Source organism: Sideroxyarcus sp. TK5 (assembly GCF_054601595.1).
This window is the reverse complement of the sequence record NZ_BAAHSJ010000001.1, coordinates 565,033-582,826: the sequence shown is the minus strand read 5'-3', so window position 1 is coordinate 582,826 and position 17,794 is coordinate 565,033. Positions and strand designations below refer to the sequence as shown.

Genomic DNA, 17,794 nt, shown 5'->3' with positions numbered 1-17,794 from the left:
CACACTAATCGGTTGTTTTTTCTATCTTTTAAAGAACTTTTTCCTTGCTTCCTTCACCACCGTGGCAGCGAAGAGGTGCGCATTATAGTGACTAAATTATTTACGTCAACTAAATTTTCACACTATTTATTCAGGCTACAGAAGCGCGGTCCTTTTCATCGACCACAAGCAAACGCACACTTGGTTTGCTTCACTTCAACTCCGCAACAGCGAAGAGGCGCGCATTATAGGGAGCAAAAAATTCGCGTCAACACTTTATTGAAATATTCTGGAAATATTCCGTCGTGCACAGGATGCTCGTAGCCAGATTCACTACAATGCACCCATATGAACCCGCTCATTCTCGGTATCGAATCCTCCTGCGACGAAACCGGACTCGCGCTATACCAAAACGGCCACGGCCTGCTGGCGCACACGCTGCACAGCCAGATCGCCCTGCATAATGAATATGGCGGCGTGGTGCCGGAGCTCGCCTCCCGCGACCATGTGCGCCACGCGTTGCCTTTGTTGCGCCAGGTACTGAGCATGGCAGGGCGCTCACCGAAAGATATCGATGCGATCGCATTCACTCAGGGGCCGGGCCTGTCAGGCGCACTGCTGGTAGGCGCAAGCATCGCCAATGCGCTCGCGTATACATTGGATGTGCCAACCATAGGTGTGCACCATCTTGAAGGCCACCTGCTCTCGCCGCTGCTATCCGAACCCGCGCCATCCTTTCCGTTCGTCGCATTGCTGGTCTCAGGCGGCCATACACAACTGATGCGTGTCGACGGCATCGGACGTTACACATTGCTGGGCGAATCGGTGGACGATGCCGCCGGCGAAGCCTTCGACAAGAGCGCAAAGTTGCTTGGACTCGACTACCCTGGCGGCGCACTGCTCGCAAGGCTGGCGCAGAACGGCACGCCGGGGCGATTCAACTTGCCGCGCCCCATGCTGCATAGCGGCGATTTGGACTTCAGTTTCAGCGGCCTAAAGACTGCCGTGTTACTGGCCGTGCAAAAGAATGCAAATGACGACCAGACACGAGCCGATATCGCATATGCCGCACAAGAAGCCATCGTCGACGTACTGGCCAGCAAGGCACTGTCCGCACTGACCCATACCAACCTGAAGCAATTGGTCGTGGCCGGCGGCGTCGGGGCCAACAAGGTTTTGCGCGAACGACTGGACGCCGCCGTCTCGCGACGCGGGGCACGCGTGTTCTATCCGGATATGGAGTTCTGCACCGACAACGGCGCAATGATTGCTTTCGCGGGCGCGATGCGTTTACAAAAACAGGGAGGACAGCGCGGCTACCGCTTCAACATCAAGCCGCGCTGGGATTTGCGGGAAATTAACTATAGGTCATAAACAACGCCTACCTTTCCTCACCCATCGACTTTCCGCAATGGCGACAAAACACCTCCTCTCCCGGAGTGTATTCCCCACACCATTTACACTTTTCCAGCCACTCAACATCCTCTGCGGCAGTAGCCACTGACTCTTCTTTCTTCTTGCCGCCAATCTTGCTCTCCTTGCCGGCCATCAGGTTCTGGATGTTCTGCTTGTGACGCCAGATCAGCAGCAATGACATGACGCCGGTCGCGATCACCAGTTCGGGACGCAGATGCACCAGCATGGCGTACACCGGTGCCGCGACTGCGGCGACCAGCGCCGACAGCGAGGAATAGCGGAACACGGCCGCCACCAGCAACCAGGTCGCGAAAACCGCCAGCCCCATCCAGCCACTCAACGCCAGCAACACGCCGAGCGCGGTCGCCACCCCTTTACCGCCCTTGAACTTCAGGAACACCGGGAACAGATGCCCAAGGAACACCGCCAGCGCCACCAGCGCCACCAATATCAATCCATCACCATCGTGCGGCGCGAGCCTGATCGCCAGATACACCGCCAGCCACCCCTTGGCCGCATCGCCCAACAAAGTCAGGACAGCCGCCGTTTTTTTCCCGCTGCGCAGAACATTGGTCGCACCGGGATTGCCGGAACCGTATGTGCGCGGATCAGCCAGACCGAAGGCCTTGCTCATCAACACAGCGAAGGAGATCGAGCCCAGCAGATAGGCGAGCACAACAAAAATAATGGCGGTCATCGGTAATACCTTAAAATGCGGAGCGCGGATTCTACTCGAATGCGCCCATGCAACCAAACCAGCAACAAGACCTATATATGGACATCATCTTCCTGCGCGAACTCAAGGTCGTGACCCTGATCGGCATCTACGAGCGGGAGAAACGCGTCCCGCAGACCCTGCAGATCGATCTGGACATCGCCCTGCCCAACAGCCGCGCCTGCCAGAGCGACGACATCAACGATGCGCTGGACTACGCCCAGGTCGCCCTGCACCTGCAGAAGGTATTGAGTGAAGGACACTTTTCCCTGCTGGAAGCACTGGCCGAACACATCGCCCAGATCATCCTCAAGGATTTCAACGCCCCTTGGGTCCGGGTCAGCGTCGCCAAACTGCAAGCCATCCGCAACTGCAAGCAGGTCGGCATCAGCATCGAACGCGGGCAGTGAAATAACCATATTGACCTGCAGGATTTCGGCGTGCCAGTATGCGCCCCGTTTCAGAGACAGCATTCTTGAACGACGTCCAAGCACAAAGGAATCCCTGATGAATCACAAATCAACCTGGCTGGCACTGGCATGTATCGCGGCAACTCTGCCTGCCCATGCTGCGAATATCTTCTCCACAAAATACGACTCGTACATCAACATCAGTTCTGGTCGTTCAAACTCTCCCGGCACCTGCACCTATTTGTTAGGGAACGGAGCCAGTTGCTCGGAAAAAAACACCGTATATCGCATCAGCTACGGGCATCAATTCACCTCCAACTGGGGCATAGAAGTCGGCTATGGGGATTTTGGCCGCGCCAACGAAAAAGGCACACTACCATCGACGCCATCCGGCGTTCCCGGTAGCGGCCCCATCCCTTACACATGGGAATGGAGCGCCATAGGCTGGGAAGCGGCCGGGACCGGAACCCTGCACTTGGGCGACTCACTCTCGATAACCGGCAAGCTGGGGGTTCTCAGCGCAGATGTCGGCTCGGAAATCATCGTGACAACCAGCACCAACGAAATCTGGCACAGTGTCACCCGTGACTCCAGCACCAATATCAGCAGAGGCTTGGGCATCCGATATGATTTCAACAAGGATTTGGCACTGCGGCTCCAGCACGAGAGCTTCGGAGAACTAGGCAAGTCCTCAAAAATAAAGACCACCACCACCTACCTGGGCTTCCTGCTCAAATTCTGACGATTCAGGTGCAAAACAAAGCATTTGCCCACCCCCCTGTTTTTATGGATAATGCGCGCCCTTATACATACACATCCGTGCGCGTACCCAAGCCGCGCCCAACCTAAAGCAAGGAAACACAAAATGAAAGCTGACATCCATCCCGTTTACGCTGAAGTCGAAGTGACTTGCAGCTGCGGCAACAAATTCAACACCCGCTCCACCATCGGCAAGCCGGTTCTGCACGTCGAAGTCTGCGCCGAGTGCCATCCGTTCTACACCGGCACCCAGAAGATTGTGGACACTGCGGGCCGTATCGAGAAATTCCGCAGCAAGTACAGCATGGGCGGCAAAGCCGCTGCTTAATGGAACCTCGTTAAGCGCATAGAATAAAAGGCAGCGCAGGCTGCCTTTTTTCTTTCCGGGAGGAAATATGTCACGATCGCTCTCATCCCTGTTGGCCGGCATCGCCGCACTGGCGCTCGCCGGTTGCGCACAGAACCCGGTGACCGGGCAGCAGGATTTCGTGATGATGTCCGAAGCGCAGGAGATCAGCCTGGGCCGGCAGGCTGATGCCGATGTGCGCAAGCAATACAAGGTCTATCCCAACCCCGTACTGCAAGCCTATGTCGACCGCGTTGGCCAGGACCTGGCCAAGCACAGCCACCGCAACAACCTGCGCTATCGCTTCACCGTACTCGACTCCCCCGAGATCAACGCCTTCGCACTGCCCGGCGGTTATGTCTACATCACGCGCGGCATCATGGCCTATCTCAACTCCGAGGCCGAGATGGCGGCCGTACTGGGCCACGAGATCGGCCACGTCACGGCACGTCACGGGGTACGTCAGCAGAGCGCATCGCAAGCCGCCAACCTTGGCATCCAGCTGGCATCCATCCTTGTTCCTGAATTGAACAATCAGGCCTTCCATGACGTGAGCAACCTGTTGGGCGGTGCACTGCTGTCCGGTTATGGACGAGAGCACGAGCTCGAATCCGACCGTCTCGGCGCGCAGTATCTGGCCCGCACGGAATACGATCCGCAAGCGATGATCCGCGTGGTCGGCGTGTTGAAGAACCAGGAGCTGTTCGACGCCGAGATCGCGAAGCAGGAAGGCCGCGAGCCGCGCCGCTATCACGGCACCTTCGCCACCCACCCGGACAACGACACGCGCCTGCAGCAAGTGGTCGGCGAAGCCGGCACGCTCACCGTCGCGAATCCCGCTGAGAACCGCGAGGAATATCTGCGCCAGACCGCAGGACTCACTTTTGGCGACAGCGTGGACGAAGGCGTGGTGCGCGACAACCGCTTCATGCATCGCGACCTCGCCATCACGCTCGCCTTCCCCTCAGAATGGAGCGTGAAGAATCTGCCCACCCAGTTGCTCGCCATCAGCCCCGGCAATGACGCACTGCTCCAGTTCGGGCTAGACCCCAAGCCTGCCGGCACTGCGGTCGAATATGTGCGCAGCAAGCTCGGACGAAACGCCAGGATAGCGACCATGCAGATCCATGGACACACTGCCGCGCTCGGCGAGATAGACCACACCCTGCTGGGCGTGGTCTATGATGCGGGGCGTGCCTTCCTGATCAAGGGTAGTGCCAAGTCAGCGCAGGCTTTTGCCGCCCATCGCACTGCGCTTGAAGCCACCATCAGCAGCTTCAAGACCTTGAGTGCGGAAGAACGCGAAAAGATCAAACCTTTGACGCTGCAGCTGGTCACGGCAAAGGAAGGCGACACCTATGCGGCGCTGGCCCGACGCTCGCCGCTGGGACGCAATGCAGAGAAATACCTGCGCCTGATCAACGCGCAATACCCGCAAGGCGAGCCCGTCGCAGGTCAACTGATGAAAGTCGTCGAATAGATGTACGAATATTTCACCAAGCTGAAAGAACCAGAGATCACACCGCTCAAGGCTGCGCTGCTGTTTGCCTTGTGCGCGGTATGGGTGCTGACCGGATTGGTCGGGCACGACCCGTGGAAGCCTGACGAACTGTACGGCTTCGGCATCGTCCATCACTTCATCAGCAGCGGCGACTGGCTGGTTCCCACTTTGGCCGGACAGCCGTATCTGGAAAAACCGCCGCTGTACTACTGGACCGCGACCGCATTCGCGCAACTGTTCTCGTCGTGGCTGCCGCTGCATGACGGCGCTCGGCTGGCCACCGGCTTCTTCACCTCCCTCACCCTGCTGTTCGCCGGACTGACCGGCCGCGAACTGTTCGGCAACAATCGCGGCTGGCCCACCGCCATCATCCTCATCGGCTGCCTCGGCATGCTGGTGCGCGGCCACGAGATCCTCACCGACAACGCTCTGCTCACCGGCTGCGCCATGATGCTGTATGGCTACGCCCTGAGCCTGCGCCGACCGCAACTGGCCGGACTCATCACAGGCATCGGACTGGGTATCGGCTTCATGAGCAAAGGCGTCATCGCACCCATCCTGTTCGGCGCGATCAGCCTGAGCCTGTTGTCGTTCAGCAACTGGCGGACGCGCAACTACCTCAACACGCTGGGTATCGCCTTGCTGGCTGCCCTGCCGTGGTTGCTGATGTGGCCGATGATGCTGCATCAGCACTCTCCCGAGCTGTTCCACGAATGGTTCTGGACGCGCAACATCGGACGCTGGTTCGCCTTCGCCGCCAACGGACAATTCAACGACACCTTCTATTACCTCAAGTCGCTGCCGTGGATGGCCTGGCCTGCCGCGCCGCTCGCCGCATGGACGGTGTGGGAAGCGCGCAAACGCATGTGGCATGAAGCGGAGTTCCAGCTGCTGCTGGTCAGTTTCATCGTGATGCTGGTCGTGCTCAGTTTCGTGCCTGACATCAACGACCAGAACGGCATGCCGATGCTGTTGCCCATCGCCCTGCTTGCCAGCGCGTCGCTCTCGACCCTGCGCCGGGGCGCAGCCAACGCACTCGACTGGTTCGGCATCATGACTTTTGCCCTGATCGCCATCCTGATGTGGTGGGGGTGGGCCGGCCTGCTGCTCGGCTATGGGGCGAAGATCGTGGCCTGGCTGAGGGAATACCAGCCCGGCTTCGAAGCGGAACTGGAGACCGCCCCCTTCACCATCGCGCTGATCGTCACAGTGCTGTGGGTATTTCTGATCTGGCGCGTAGGCCGCTCGGTGCGTCGTTCGCTCATCAACTGGGCCAGCGGTGTCACCCTGCTGTGGATACTCACCATGACCCTATGGCTGCCCTGGCTGGATAACGGCAAGAGCTATCGCTACATGATCGAAGACCTGAACACCAACCTGCCCAAGCAATACAACTGCATCGGCGGCCTGCGCATCGGTCAGAGCGAACAAGCCATGCTGGAGTATTTCGGCGACATCCATCTAGACTACAGTCCGCGCAAATGCGACCTGCTGCTGGTGCAAGGCGGTGCGGTGGCCAAGCCTATCGAAGCCGAGATCGGCTGGGAAAAGTTGTGGGAAGGCGGACGCCAAGGCAACCCGCAGGAACGCTTCCGCCTCTACCAGCGCCTGCAGCGCATCCGCTGAGCCTGGCTCAGTTCACGGCGAGGATACGGATATCCTCCAGCGGTTCCTCGCCGCGCGCCAGGCGCAGGAAGCGCGGGAAGGTGCCCGTCTTGTGCACTACCCAATCACCCCGAGCAATCTGCTCATAACGTCCTAGCCTTGATGAGATCGCCTCCAGATCTTTCCCGCTGATCAGCAAGTAATACTTCCCGTCCGCCGGCAGTTGCGCAAGATCGCCTGCTGGAAACACAGGCGCGCTGTTGTACACCGCCAGCTCGCGCGAAACGATCCCCATGTTGTAACTGTAGACCGGCGCGATCGGCCGGGCTGCCAACTGCGTGCTCGCGTTATAAGCCACGCTGTATGCCATGAACGTCAATGCCGAAGTCAACACCAGGAATCCGTACAAGGCCAGCATGCCGAACAGCGGCAACACCAGCAACACATTGGCACGCATCTGCCGGCGCTGCATGATCACATATCCCAGCATCGCCACCAGGATCGTCGCGACGAGCGACGACACTGCCGCATGACCGACATGCACGCTCAAACCGATCGCCAACGCCAGCAGCAATAGCGTGAATACAAGTTGCACAAGCAACAGCGCCCGCCCCTCCTGCAGATTCTGCATGCGTACAGCCAGATACCGGCCGCACAAGATGGCCGCGAACGGGAACAGGATCACCGTGTAGTGATCGAGCTGGAAGCTGGTGGCGCTGAACAAGGCAAAGGTCACGCAGAACGCACCGCACAGGAAAACGAAACCTGCGTTCTCCTCCACCGCGCGCTGCGCGAACTTGCGCACACCGGCAACCATCGCAGCAAAGAACACCGCCACCCAGGGCAGGAACGCCCACAGGAACACCAGCACGAAATAGAACGGATGGCCGCCCCCGCTCGTATCCTGTATCGGCCCGGCATTGAAGAAGCGCCCGAACTGGCTATCCCACAAAAAGAACTTGATGCCCGACACATTCGTCTGCCCGAACACCACCTTCTCCGGATGCGCGTCGAACTGCAGGTACAAGGCGACCACCTCCGGCGCAGTGAACGCCAACGACAACGCAAAAGCCAACCACCACTTCCCACTCCACAACTTGTGCCACTGTTTCTGATACATCCACAGAATCACCAGCCCGCTGGTGATGGTGATCATCGTGAACACGCCCTTGGTCATCACCGCCCCCGCCGTGAACGCCGCCCCCAGCAACAGATACTTCAGCCGGGTCTGTGCGTCGTAACGCAACCAGTAGTAACACGCGCCCATGATGAAGCCGGTCAGGTAAGTCTCCGCCTTCACCTCGATGGAAGAATCCATCAGATGGAACACCGACACATACACCAGCACCGACAACCACGCCGCCTCGCGGCTATAGAACAACCGCGCGATGCGATAAGTGAAATAGCCGCCGATGATGTGGAACAGGAAGCCCGGCAGGATATAAGCAAACGTACTCACTCCGAAAATCTGGAAGAAGAGCGCTGTGATCCAGAACGGCATGTGCGGTTTGTCCAGCCAGTCTTTGCCGTCCAGCATCAGATTCGCCCAATCGTTGCTCAGCGCGATGTGCTGCGACAGTGCGGCATAGGTGATGGAATCGCCGCCGTTGATGATGGGGGAAAGCATCGCGGCGGCATTGACGAGCAGCGCGAACAGGGAGAGGTATTTGATGTGGGTGAGGTTCATGGGGGGCGATGATAACGCTTCCGCTCATCGTTCGTGCTGAGCGCTTAGGATGGGTGGAGCGTAGCGATACCCATCAATCAGAATCAAAGTCAAAACCGTCGGGGGTTGCCCGACAGCAAGTCACTTTTCTTGTCTTGCCAAGAAAAGTAACCAAAAGAAGTCGCCCCCGGTTTGCCGCCCACTTCGTGGGTTCCCTGCGTTGCTCGACTGGTCAGGCGGCTGCGGAACTCGCGCTACGCGCTCAGACAGTCCTCGCCGACATCCCCTGACCAGTCTCCGCTACTCGGCGGCGCACAGGGGAAAGAACGTCAAAAGCAAAATCCCAAAACCTGCGATGCGGGCTTTGCCCGCATCGCCAAACAAAAATGAAGCGTGCGCAAAGCGCACACAAAACCGTAGTGGATTTTCATTCCCTTGAGCGCCGCCGAGTAGCGCAGGACGGGCGGGGGTAGTCCGACGAATATGTTTGAGCACGTGGCCGCGCAGCGGATCGTGCGAGTTTATGAGGAGGCCCGACCGTTCGAGCAACGCAGGGAACCCCGCAGGGGCGGCAAACCAGGGTCGCCTTTTCTTTGGTTACTTTCTTTTGGCGAAGCAAAAGAAAGTAACTTGCTGTCGGGCAACCCCCGACGGTGTTGACTTTGATTGATGGGTATCGCTACGCTCAACCCATCCTACACTTGCTAATCATGCACCCCAAGAAGCACTACTTCTAAATCCTTGAGCTTAACTTTATCGTCACCGCCAGAATCACTACGCATTACCGCCACCATAGAAGTGAACGCTGCACGCTGCTCTGGAGTATTCATTGTGGCGCCAAGCTTTTCAAAGACGGCAAATGCACGAACAGTTTCTGGAGAACCATATAAGCAAATTCGCGCTTTTGCATCAGCCGTCTTTACGAACAGTTCACCACTTTTCTGTAACTGCCGCCTTGCCAAGTTCGCGTGTTCACACACGCAGTTCAAATAGTCTGTGTATGACTTCGCCCTCAAGTCTCGACGATGCTTCTGATTATCAAGGTGCCGCGTAAAAAGATACTGCAATAAGGCACCAATAATAATTCCGAAAAACGAAAATATCGCAGCACTCATCACTTTAGCTTTCTTGTTTGATTAACGAATCTTCGGAGTCTCACAAATCACATCCCCACACTGCCCCCGATTCCGCAACGCATGATCCATCAACACCAACGCCACCATCGCCTCCGCAATCGGCGTAGCCCTGATCCCCACACAAGGATCATGCCTCCCCTCGGTAGAGACCTTCACCGCCTCCCCCGCCTTGTTGATCGAATCGCGTTCGATACGGATGCTTGAGGTCGGCTTGATGGCATAACGCGCCACGATGTCCTGCCCGGTGGTGATGCCGCCGAGGATGCCGCCGGCGTGGTTGGTCTTGAAACCTTGCGGCGTGAGTTCGTCGCCGTGCTGGCTGCCCTTCTGCGTGACACAGGCGAAGCCGTCGCCGATCTCCACGCCCTTCACGGCGTTGATACCCATCAGTGCGTGGGCGATGTCGGCGTCGATGCGGTCGAACACCGGCTCACCCCAGCCCACCGGCACGTTGTGTGCGATGACGGCGAGTTTGGCACCGATGGAGTCGCCGCTCTTGCGCAGGTTGTCCATGTAGTCTTCGAGCTGACCGACATAACTGGCATCGGCCACGAAGAAGCTGTTGCCTTCGGCGTGCACGTCGCCCCAGCTCTTGAACGGCACCTTGATCTCGCCGAGCTGTTCCAGATAACCGCGCACCTCCACGCCGTAGGTCTCGCCCAGCCATTTCTTGGCGATGGCACCGGCCGCGACCCGCGCGGCCGTTTCGCGCGCCGAGGCGCGGCCACCGCCACGATGGTCGCGGATGCCGTATTTCTGCCAGTAGGTGTAATCGGCATGGCCGGGGCGGAAGGTGTCGGCGATGCTGCCGTAGTCCTTGCTGCGCTGGTCTTCGTTGCGGATGAGCAGGGCGATGGGCGTGCCGGTGGTCTTGCCTTCGAACACGCCGGACAGGATCTCCACCGTGTCCGATTCGCGGCGCTGGGTGACATGGCGCGAGGTGCCGGGCTTGCGGCGGTCCAGTTCGGGCTGGATGTCGGCTTCGCTGAGTGCCATGCCGGGCGGGCAGCCGTCGACGATGCAGCCGATGGCCTTGCCGTGCGATTCGCCGAAGGAAGTGACGGTAAACAGGGTGCCGAAGGTGTTTCCAGACATGGTGTTGTCTCGCTTAATTGGTGGCGCGAGTTTAACATGGCGTCACTAGCCAAAGACACCGCCGGACATGTTCATCGACACCCACTGCCACCTCGACGCCGCAGAGTTCGGCGACACCCAGGACGACATCGTGCGCGCCGCACGGGATGCCGGCGTGACACGTATCGTGGTACCTTCGGTCGCCCGCGCCAACTTCGAGACCGTGCGCGAACTGTGCGAGGACTTCCCGACCTGCTCACCCGCCTACGGCATCCACCCGATGTACACCGACGATGCGCTGCCGCACGACCTGGCGGCGCTGCGCGACCTGCTGCAACAAAAACGCCCGGTCGCCATCGGCGAGATCGGGCTGGATTTCTTCATCGACCATTTCGATCGCGCGCGGCAGGAACACTTCTTCGTCGAGCAGCTCAAGCTGGCGCAGGAATTCGATCTGCCGGTGTTGCTGCATATCCGCCGCGCGCAGGATGTGATCCTCAAGCATCTGCGCCAGCACAGGGTGGTGGGCGGCATCGCACACGCCTTCAACGGCAGCCGCCAGCAGGCGGACGAATTCATCAAGCTCGGCTTCAAACTCGGCTTCGGCGGAGCGATGACCTATAGCCGCGCGACGAAACTTCGCGAACTGGCCGCCACCTTGCCGCTGGAGAGCATCGTGCTGGAGACCGACGCGCCGGACATCCCGCCCGATTTCCTCGAACGCGGGCAGCCGAACAAGCCGGAATACATCGCGCGCATCGCGCAGACGCTGGCCGATCTGCGCGGCATGTCCATCGAAGAGATTGCGCGCATCACGACAGAGAATGTATCTTCCGCGCTCCCCGAGCTTCCCGTGACGCACTGACATGCCGCACCGCCATCCCCTCGACGACCTGCACGAACGCCGCTTCGGCGGCATTGACCGCCTCTACGGCGACGGCTCACGCATGGCCTTGCACAAGGCGCGCGTCGCCGTCATCGGCGTGGGCGGTGTGGGTTCCTGGGCGGTGGAAGCGCTGGCGCGCAGCGGCATCGGCAATGTCACGCTGATCGACTTCGACCATGTGGCCGTGTCGAACGTGAACCGGCAGATCCAGGCGCTGGATAGCACACTGGGCATGGCCAAGACCGAGGCGCTCGCCACGCGCATCGCGGACATCAATCCCGCTTGCCGGGTGACGGCGGTGGATGATTTTCTGACGGAGGAGAACATGCGGCAGCTACTGCCGCCGGATACGTTCGATGCGGTGATCGATGCCTGCGACGAGGTGAAGGTGAAGGCGGCGCTGATCGTGCATGCGCGTTTCAACAAGATGAAGCTCGTCGTGTGCGGTGCGGCGGGCGGCAAGCGCGATGCGCTGAGACTGCGGCGCGACGATCTGGCGCGCACCACGCACGATGCATTGCTGGCACGCATCCGCACCCTGCTGAAGAAGGATTTCAACATCCATCCGCGCAGCAACGGCAAGTTCGGCGTGACCTGCATCTATCTGGAAGAACCGTCGCAACGCGGCGCGGCCTGCTCGACGGCCGACCTGAGTTGCTCGGGTTACGGTTCGGCGGTGACGGTGACAGCCAGCATGGGTTTCGTGGCAGCAGCTTGGTGCATCGACAAGCTGCTGGCCGCCAAAGAATAGACGACCTCCCGTGCTCCCGCATCACGCACTTGCAACGTGTTGCGCAGATGATCGTCGACGGCGACCTGCCGGTCACCGACCGGATGCGCATCGCTACTTCAGCCAGCCTTTGCGCCAGAAGATGAACAAGGGCACGCCGACCGTGAGCAGCATCAACAACAGCGCGAAGGGATAACCCAGTTGCCACTGCAATTCCGGCATGAACTGGAAATTCATGCCGTAGATGGACGCGATCAGTGTGGGCGGCAGCAATGCGACCGACACCACGGAGAACAGTTTCACGACGCGGTTCTGATTGATGTTGATGAAGCCTATGACGGCATCCATCAGGAAGTTGATCTTGTCGAACAGGAAGGCGGTATGACCGTCCAGCGATTCGATGTTCTGCTGGATCTGTTTCACTTCCTCCACCTGCGAGGGAGTCAGCGACTTGGTGCGCACCATGAAGGATAGCGCACGCTGCGTATCCATCACGTTGCGCCGGATGCGACCGTTGACGTGTTCGGCATGGGCGATCTCGGCCAGCGACTCGCGCGCCTGCTTGTCGCTCAGCGTCTCGTTCAACACGCTCTGACTGACCCGCCCCAGGTCGGCATACACCTCCTCCAGCGCGTCGGCCGAGAACTCCACATCCATGCCGTACAGCTCGATCAGCACGTCGCGACTGTCTTCGATAGGCCCGGACTCCGCATGCAGTCGGATGCGCAACAGCCGGAAGATGGGCAGATCCTCGTCGTGGATGCTGATCAGCGTCTCGCCGGCCAGCACGAAGGCCACCGCCACACTGTGCGCGTGGCTCTCCGTGCCGGACAGGTAATCGGAACGCAGATGCAGCTTGCCGTCGTGCTCATAGAAGCGCGCGCTGGCCTCGATGTCACGCAGATGCTCGGGGCTGGGCAAGCGCAGATCGAAGGACCGCTCCACTTGCGCCACTTCGGCCTCGCTGGCGGCATACATATCGATCCAGACGATGGCAGACGAGGCGAGATCGTCCGTCACTTCGAAGGTCAGGCGTTCCAGACGACCGTTTTTCAGCGTGAATGCATTGAGCATCTATCCTCCCCGTATGTACGCGGCATTCTATGCCCGCCCGCCGAAGCGGCACAGCACTTCGTAGCGAGCCCCGTGCGCATCGCCCAGCGATTGAACCAGCACGAAATCGCGCGCCTGCCAGTGCACGGCTGGCATGGACGGCAGCGGCGCATCCGTCCAGCTCGCATGGCGCAGCAGCGTGACATGCGGCTTGTAGGGACGGTCTTCGAAGCGGAAGCGGTGCGCGCGCAGGCTGTCCTGCAACGCGGCGACCAGAGCGCCGAGCGCGGGCGGTATCGCATCCGGTGCCGCGTAGACGATGTGGTTGTGGCCCCAGTAATGCGCGCCGCGCCACGTCAGCCCGAAGGGCCGGAACGCCACCTCCTGCGCGGCCAGTCGCAAGGCTTCCAGCCTATGCTCCGCAACCTCCCCCAGAAACGCCAACGTGCAATGCAGGGTGTCGGTTTGCATCACCTTGCCGCCACACCGTTGAAGCAGCGGTGCCTGCCAGCAGGCCAGCGCCTCGCTTTCCGCTGCAGTGGGCCACTGAGCGAAGAACAGACGGCGGGATTTCTCGGGGGCGGATTCCATGTCGCGGATGCTAACGCCTTATGCGCATCGGGGTCGAGTATGCAGGCGCATTCGGGTAGAATGCGCGCCTTGTAACAGGGGCTTGCCTGCATGAACGCGCGTTTACGTGAAATACCCTACAACTACACCTCCTTCTCCGACCGCGAGATCGTGCTGCGCCTGCTCGGCGACGAGGCCTGGGAGATCATCAACACCCTGCGCGCGGAACGCCGCACCGGCCGCTCGGCCCAGATGCTGTACGAGGTGCTGGGCGATATCTGGGTGCTGACGCGCAACCCCTATCTGGAAGACGACCTGCTCTCCAACCGCAAACGCCGCCGGGCGCTGATCGGCGCGCTGCACCACCGCCTGAACGCCATCGAAGCGCGTCGTCAGGACAACGAAGTGGTCAAGCGCCTGCTGGAACTCACCACCGCAGCGGTGGAGAATTTCGCCGAGGATTTCGAGACCACCCTGAAACTGCGCAAGCGCACGCTGCGCTCCCTGTCGCGCATCACCCGCCGCGACAACATCCAGTTCGACGGCCTGAGCCGCGTCTCGCACGTGACCGACGCCACCGACTGGCGCGTGGAATATCCCTTCGTGGTGCTCAATCCGGACAACGAGGAAGAGGTCGCGCCGCTGGTGCGCGCCTGCATCGAACTCGGCCTGACCATCATCCCGCGTGGCGGCGGCACCGGCTACACCGGCGGTGCCGTGCCGCTGGACAAATATTCCGTGGTGATCAATACCGAGAAGCTGGATGCGATCTCGGCGGTGGAGTCCATGGTGTTGCCCGGTCACGACCAGCCCTACGCCACTATCCATTGCGGCGCGGGCGTGGTGACGCGGCGCGTGATGGAAGCGGCGGAAGCGGCCGATCTGGTGTTCGCGGTCGACCCGACCTCGGCGGACGCCTCCTGCATCGGCGGCAACGTGGCCATGAACGCGGGCGGCAAGAAAGCCGTGCTGTGGGGCACCGCGCTGGACAATCTGGTGTCGTGGAAGATGGTCGCGCCGGACGGGCGCTGGATGCTGGTCGAGCGCATGGACCACAACTTCGGCAAGATCCACGATGCCGAACACGCGACCTTCCGCATCAGCCGCTACGACCGCCACGACAAACCCATGTCCGGCCAGCCGGTGACCCTGACCATCCCTGGCAGCGCCTTCCGCAAGACCGGCCTCGGCAAGGATGTGACCGACAAGTTCCTGTCCGGCCTGCCCGGCATACAGAAGGAAGGCTGTGACGGCATCATCACCTCGGCGCGTTTCGTGCTGCACCGCGCACCGGAACATACACGCACCGTGTGTCTGGAATTCTTCGGCCAGGTGCGCGAAGCCGTGCCGGCCATCGTCGAGATCACCTCCCTGCTCGACAACCGCGCCGGCAAGGAAGTGCTGCTGGCCGGTCTTGAGCATCTGGATGAGCGTTATCTGAAAGCGGTCGGCTACGCCACCAAATCCAAACGCGGCACGCGCCCGAAGATGGTGCTGATCGCCGACGTGGTGAGCGACGACGAGGCGGCTGTGGGCGCGATGGCCTCCGAGATCGTGCGCTTGGCCAACCTGCGCCATGGCGAGGGTTTCATCGCCGTCTCGGCCGAGGCACGCAAGAAGTTCTGGCTGGACCGCGCGCGCACCGCCGCCATCGCCAAACACACCAACGCATTCAAGATCAACGAGGATGTGGTGATCCCGCTGCCGCGCATGGGCGACTATTGCGACGGCGTGGAACGCATCAACATCGAGCTGTCGCTGCAGAACAAGATCAAGCTGCTGGACGCGCTGGACGAGTTCTTTGCGGGCGAGTTGCCGCTGCATTACCAGGACGATGCGCAACTCGGCGATGCCGAGCTGCTGGGCGAGCGCCCGCTGGCCGCGCGCAAACTGATGACCGAGGTGCGCGCGCGCTGGAGCTGGCTGCTCCAGCATCTGGATGCTCCCCTGGCCGACTGCACGTTCGCGCCGCAGGATGCCCAAGACGCCGTCACCGTATTCGACGCGGTGCAACGCCATCTGCTGCGCGCCTCGTGGAAGCGCGAGTTGCGCGAGCCGCTGCGCAACATCTTCAGCGGCGGCACCTACCAGCTCATCCTGGAGCAGTGCACCGCCATCCATCAGCAGGTACTGAAGAGCCGCGTGTTCGTGGCGCTGCATATGCATGCCGGCGACGGCAACGTGCATACCAACATCCCGGTCAACTCCGACGACTACGCCATGCTGCAACAGGCGAACGGCGCGGTGGACCGCATCATGCAACTGGCGAAAGACCTGGGCGGCGTGATCTCGGGCGAGCACGGTATCGGCATCACCAAGTTCGACTTCCTCGAAGAGAAGGAGATCGCGCCGTTCATCGCCTACAAGCACAAGGTAGATCCGGACGGCCGTTTCAACCGCGGCAAACTGTTGCCGGGCAGCAACCTGGAGCGCGCCTACACCCCCAGCTTCAACCTGATGGAACTGGAGAGCCTGATCCTGGAGAAGAGCGAACTGGGCGACATCTCCGACTCGATCAAGGACTGCCTGCGCTGCGGCAAGTGCAAACCGGTGTGCACCACGCATGTGCCGCGCGCCAACCTGCTGTATTCGCCGCGCAACAAGATCCTCGCCACCTCGCTGCTGATCGAGGCCTTCCTGTACGAGGAGCAGACGCGGCGCGGCGTTTCCATCCGCCACTTCGACGAGTTCAACGATGTGGCCGACCATTGCACCGTGTGCCACCGCTGTGAGAAGCCGTGTCCGGTCGACATCGACTTCGGCGACGTGTCGGTCTCCATGCGCAACTTCCTGCGCAAGCAGGGACAGAAGAAATTCAACCCGGTCACTGCCACCTCGATGCTGTTCCTCAACGCCACCGACCCGGCCACCATCAAGACGGTGCGCAAGGTGATGATCGAGTGGGCATACAAGGGACAACGTCTGGCACATCGACTGGCCAAACAGTTCGGCCTGCTCAACGGCCAGACGCAGCATCCGCCCGCGACCGTGGGCAAGCCGCCGCTGAAGGCGCAGGTGATCCATTTCATCAACAAGCCGATGCCGGGCGGTTTGCCCAAGAAGACGGCGCGCGCCCTGCTGGACATCGAGGACGATACCGTGGTGCCGGTGATCCGCGACCCGCACACCCCGAGCGAGGAATCGGAAGCGGTGTTCTACTTCCCCGGCTGCGGTTCCGAGCGCCTGTTCTCGCAGGTGGGACTCGCGACGCAAGCCATGCTCTACAACCTGGGCACGACCACCGTGCTGCCGCCCGGCTACCTGTGCTGCGGTTATCCGCAGACGGCTTCCGGCAACGCCGACAAGGGCAGCAAGATCACCACCGACAACCGTGTGCTGTTCCACCGCGTGGCGAACACGCTGAACTATCTGGATATCAAGACGGTGATCGTGTCCTGCGGTACCTGCATGGACCAATTGCTGCAATACCAGTTCGACAAGATATTCCCCGGCTGCCGCCTGCTCGACATCCACGAGTACCTGCTGGAGAAAGGCGTGAAGCTGGATCAGGCCACAGGTCTGCGCTACATGTATCACGAGCCTTGCCACACGCCGATGAAGACGCACAAGTCGCTGGACGTGGTAAAGACGCTGATGGCGACCGAGGTGCCGCTGAACGACCGCTGCTGCGGTGAAGCGGGTTCTTTCGGCGTGTCGCTGCCACACATCGCGACGCAGGTTCGCTTCCGCAAGGAAGAAGAACTGCGCAAGGGCAGCGCCGACTTGCGTGCCGACGGCTACGAAGGCGAAGTGAAGTTGCTGACCTCCTGCCCCGCCTGTCAGCAAGGTCTGTCGCGCTATACTGAAGACGTGGGGGCGGATGCCGACTACATCGTAGTGGAGATGGCGAAGCATCTGCTGGGTCCGAACTGGCAGGCGGAATACGTGATGCTGGCGAACGCAGGTGGTATCGAGCGCGTGTTGCTATAGGGTCGTTACGGAAAGGAT

At 60.5% G+C, this 17,794-nt stretch carries 14 protein-coding genes and 1 pseudogene; 9 read left to right on the top strand and 6 right to left on the bottom strand.

Annotation, left to right across the window (positions count from 1 at the left end; all coding sequences use genetic code 11):
• Positions 1–327: 327 nt before the first annotated feature.
• Positions 328–1,353 carry a tRNA (adenosine(37)-N6)-threonylcarbamoyltransferase complex transferase subunit TsaD gene (gene tsaD, locus ACYPYQ_RS02910; protein ID WP_459719261.1) on the top strand — a complete coding sequence of 342 codons (1,026 nt, stop codon included), beginning with the start codon at positions 328–330 and terminating at the stop codon, positions 1,351–1,353.
• Between the two features lie 139 nt (positions 1,354–1,492).
• On the opposite strand, the pseudogene plsY reads toward tsaD, so the two are convergent.
• Positions 1,493–2,092, bottom strand: a pseudogene (gene plsY / locus ACYPYQ_RS02905) (glycerol-3-phosphate 1-O-acyltransferase PlsY); the annotation flags it as partial.
• A 77-nt stretch (positions 2,093–2,169) separates the two neighbouring features.
• On the opposite strand from plsY, the gene folB reads away from it, so the two are divergent.
• The 5 genes from folB (at position 2,170) to ACYPYQ_RS02880 (ending at position 6,752) form a co-directional block, all read left to right on the top strand.
• Complete coding sequence (folB, locus tag ACYPYQ_RS02900; protein ID WP_459719307.1) at positions 2,170–2,520, top strand: dihydroneopterin aldolase; 351 nt, start codon at positions 2,170–2,172, stop codon at positions 2,518–2,520.
• A 97-nt stretch (positions 2,521–2,617) separates the two neighbouring features.
• Positions 2,618–3,262 carry an outer membrane beta-barrel protein gene (locus ACYPYQ_RS02895; protein WP_459719254.1) on the top strand — a complete coding sequence of 215 codons (645 nt, stop codon included), beginning with the start codon at positions 2,618–2,620 and terminating at the stop codon, positions 3,260–3,262.
• A 123-nt stretch (positions 3,263–3,385) separates the two neighbouring features.
• Positions 3,386–3,607 (top strand): 50S ribosomal protein L31, encoded by a 222-nt coding sequence (gene rpmE, locus ACYPYQ_RS02890; RefSeq protein WP_459719251.1) that lies wholly within the window; start codon positions 3,386–3,388, stop codon positions 3,605–3,607.
• Between the two features lie 67 nt (positions 3,608–3,674).
• Positions 3,675–5,105, top strand: a complete 1,431-nt coding sequence (locus tag ACYPYQ_RS02885) for a M48 family metalloprotease (protein WP_459719248.1) — start codon at positions 3,675–3,677, stop codon at positions 5,103–5,105.
• The gene (locus ACYPYQ_RS02880) at positions 5,106–6,752 is read left to right on the top strand and encodes an ArnT family glycosyltransferase (RefSeq protein ID WP_459719243.1); all 1,647 of its coding nucleotides are present in this window, start codon (positions 5,106–5,108) and stop codon (positions 6,750–6,752) included.
• 7 nt (positions 6,753–6,759) lie between these two features.
• On the opposite strand, the gene ACYPYQ_RS02875 is transcribed toward ACYPYQ_RS02880, so the two are convergent.
• The 3 genes from ACYPYQ_RS02875 to aroC all read right to left on the bottom strand — a co-directional run bounded on the left by ACYPYQ_RS02875 (position 6,760) and on the right by aroC (position 10,628).
• A complete protein-coding gene (locus tag ACYPYQ_RS02875) occupies positions 6,760–8,418 on the bottom strand; it encodes an ArnT family glycosyltransferase (protein ID WP_459719240.1) in 1,659 nt (552 codons plus the stop codon).
• 683 nt (positions 8,419–9,101) lie between these two features.
• Entirely contained in the window at positions 9,102–9,512 is a 411-nt protein-coding gene (locus ACYPYQ_RS02870; RefSeq protein WP_459719237.1) for a hypothetical protein, read from the bottom strand.
• A 21-nt stretch (positions 9,513–9,533) separates the two neighbouring features.
• Entirely contained in the window at positions 9,534–10,628 is a 1,095-nt protein-coding gene (aroC, locus tag ACYPYQ_RS02865) for a chorismate synthase (protein WP_459719232.1), read from the bottom strand.
• A 67-nt stretch (positions 10,629–10,695) separates the two neighbouring features.
• Here aroC and ACYPYQ_RS02860 point away from each other — a divergent pair, with 67 nt between their 5' ends.
• The gene (locus ACYPYQ_RS02860; RefSeq protein WP_459719228.1) at positions 10,696–11,472 is read left to right on the top strand and encodes a TatD family hydrolase; all 777 of its coding nucleotides are present in this window, start codon (positions 10,696–10,698) and stop codon (positions 11,470–11,472) included.
• Position 11,473: 1 nt separating this feature from the next.
• Positions 11,474–12,244, top strand: coding sequence for a tRNA threonylcarbamoyladenosine dehydratase (locus ACYPYQ_RS02855; RefSeq protein ID WP_459719225.1), 771 nt, complete (start codon positions 11,474–11,476; stop codon positions 12,242–12,244).
• Between the two features lie 93 nt (positions 12,245–12,337).
• Here the strand turns inward: ACYPYQ_RS02855 and corA are convergent, their stop codons facing one another.
• Together corA and thpR are read right to left on the bottom strand one after the other, a co-directional pair.
• Positions 12,338–13,297, bottom strand: a complete 960-nt coding sequence (corA, locus tag ACYPYQ_RS02850; protein ID WP_459719222.1) for a magnesium/cobalt transporter CorA — start codon at positions 13,295–13,297, stop codon at positions 12,338–12,340.
• Between the two features lie 27 nt (positions 13,298–13,324).
• The gene (gene thpR / locus ACYPYQ_RS02845; RefSeq protein WP_459719219.1) at positions 13,325–13,867 is read right to left on the bottom strand and encodes an RNA 2',3'-cyclic phosphodiesterase; all 543 of its coding nucleotides are present in this window, start codon (positions 13,865–13,867) and stop codon (positions 13,325–13,327) included.
• Between the two features lie 90 nt (positions 13,868–13,957).
• Here thpR and ACYPYQ_RS02840 point away from each other — a divergent pair, with 90 nt between their 5' ends.
• A complete protein-coding gene (locus ACYPYQ_RS02840) occupies positions 13,958–17,776 on the top strand; it encodes a DUF3683 domain-containing protein (RefSeq protein ID WP_459719216.1) in 3,819 nt (1,272 codons plus the stop codon).
• Positions 17,777–17,794: the final 18 nt, after the last annotated feature.